The sequence below is a fragment of the Desulfofundulus sp. genome (assembly GCF_049701015.1).
In the GTDB taxonomy this organism is placed as follows: domain Bacteria; phylum Bacillota; class Desulfotomaculia; order Desulfotomaculales; family Desulfovirgulaceae; genus Desulfofundulus.
Genome location: NZ_JBNATZ010000404.1, coordinates 1 through 1036, shown reverse-complemented (window position 1 = coordinate 1036; position 1036 = coordinate 1). Strand labels below are relative to the sequence as shown.

The 1036-nt window shown below is 49.9% G+C and carries 2 protein-coding genes and 1 pseudogene; all 3 read left to right on the top strand.

What is annotated here, in order from left to right; genetic code table 11:
* Positions 1-251 (top strand): annotated as a pseudogene (locus tag ACPLUI_RS14885) (phosphoglucomutase/phosphomannomutase family protein); the annotation flags it as partial.
* Between the two features lie 152 nt (positions 252-403).
* Positions 404-676 carry an AbrB/MazE/SpoVT family DNA-binding domain-containing protein gene (locus tag ACPLUI_RS14880; protein WP_424661020.1) on the top strand — a complete coding sequence of 91 codons (273 nt, stop codon included), beginning with the start codon at positions 404-406 and terminating at the stop codon, positions 674-676.
* Positions 664-1036, top strand: a 373-nt coding sequence (locus tag ACPLUI_RS14875) for a type II toxin-antitoxin system VapC family toxin (protein ID WP_424661019.1), incomplete at its 3' end; no start/stop codon positions are given. The genes ACPLUI_RS14880 and ACPLUI_RS14875, both read left to right, overlap by 13 nt.

The window sequence follows — 1036 nt, the reverse complement described above, 5'->3', positions numbered from 1 at the left end:
CGGAGGAAAAGGAAAGGGTCCTCGGCGTCTTGAAGGGCTTTTCTCCCCCGGAGGTCGGAGGGGTGAGGGTGGCACGGCGCATCACCGTGGATGGGACCAAACTGGTGCTGGAAAACGGCTCCTGGGTACTGGTGCGGGCTTCGGGAACCGAACCCCTCTTCCGCATTTACGTCGAGGCCGGCAGTGAAGATGAGCTGCGCCGGCTCCAGCAATCCGTGTGCAGCATGCTGGGCCTGCCGGGAGGTGCCTGAATATAAAATATAAATATAATATAACTAATATAACATCCCCAATGTCAGCATTGAGGAAACCGGGCAATCTTCAGCCCGGTTTTGCTCATTCCGGTGCGAAACTGTGGTATACTTATAGTAAGAAAATCAAACCACGGTGGGGGAAGCCTATTATGAGTTATGAAGTAATGCGTGTAACCGCCAAAGGGCAGTTGACAATTCCAGTCTCGATCAGAAAAAAGCTAAATATTCGAGAAGGTGATTACCTGCAGGTCTATCTGGAGGACAATGAGATACGCATGAAAAAGATTGAACCGGTCCGGCCATTGAGTGCCGAAGACCCCATCTGGCGGCTCGTTGGTATGGGAGAAAGCGGGGAAAAGGATATTTCCGTAAACCACGATTCCTATCTTGCTGAAGGAGAAATTAAGCGGTGGAAAGAATAATGGTGGATACAAGCGCGATATACGCCCTGCTTGACAGGTCGGACAACATGCACCAGCAGGCCGTTTCCATTTTGAAAGAACTGAGCACTCAAGGTGTAGAGGTGGTGATCACAAATTTTATTGTTGCTGAATGTCATGCGCTGCTTGTCAGCAGGTTAAGCCCGGAAATAGCCCGGGCCTGGTTGAAAGGATTGTGCTGGCCGGTGGAACGGGTTAATGAGGAGGATGAAAATAGGGCCAGAGAAATTATCTTTACCTATTCTGACAAGTCTTTTTCTTATACCGGCGCTACCACCTTTGCAGTCATGGAACGCCTGGGAGCAACCAGAGCTTTTGCTTTTGATCGCCATTTCATACAGT

What these genes read in the sequence shown, in the direction of transcription:
- ACPLUI_RS14880 (WP_424661020.1), top strand. Translation starts at nt 404, where the DNA reads ATGAGTTATGAAGTAATGCGTGTAACCGCCAAAGGGCAGTTGACAATT.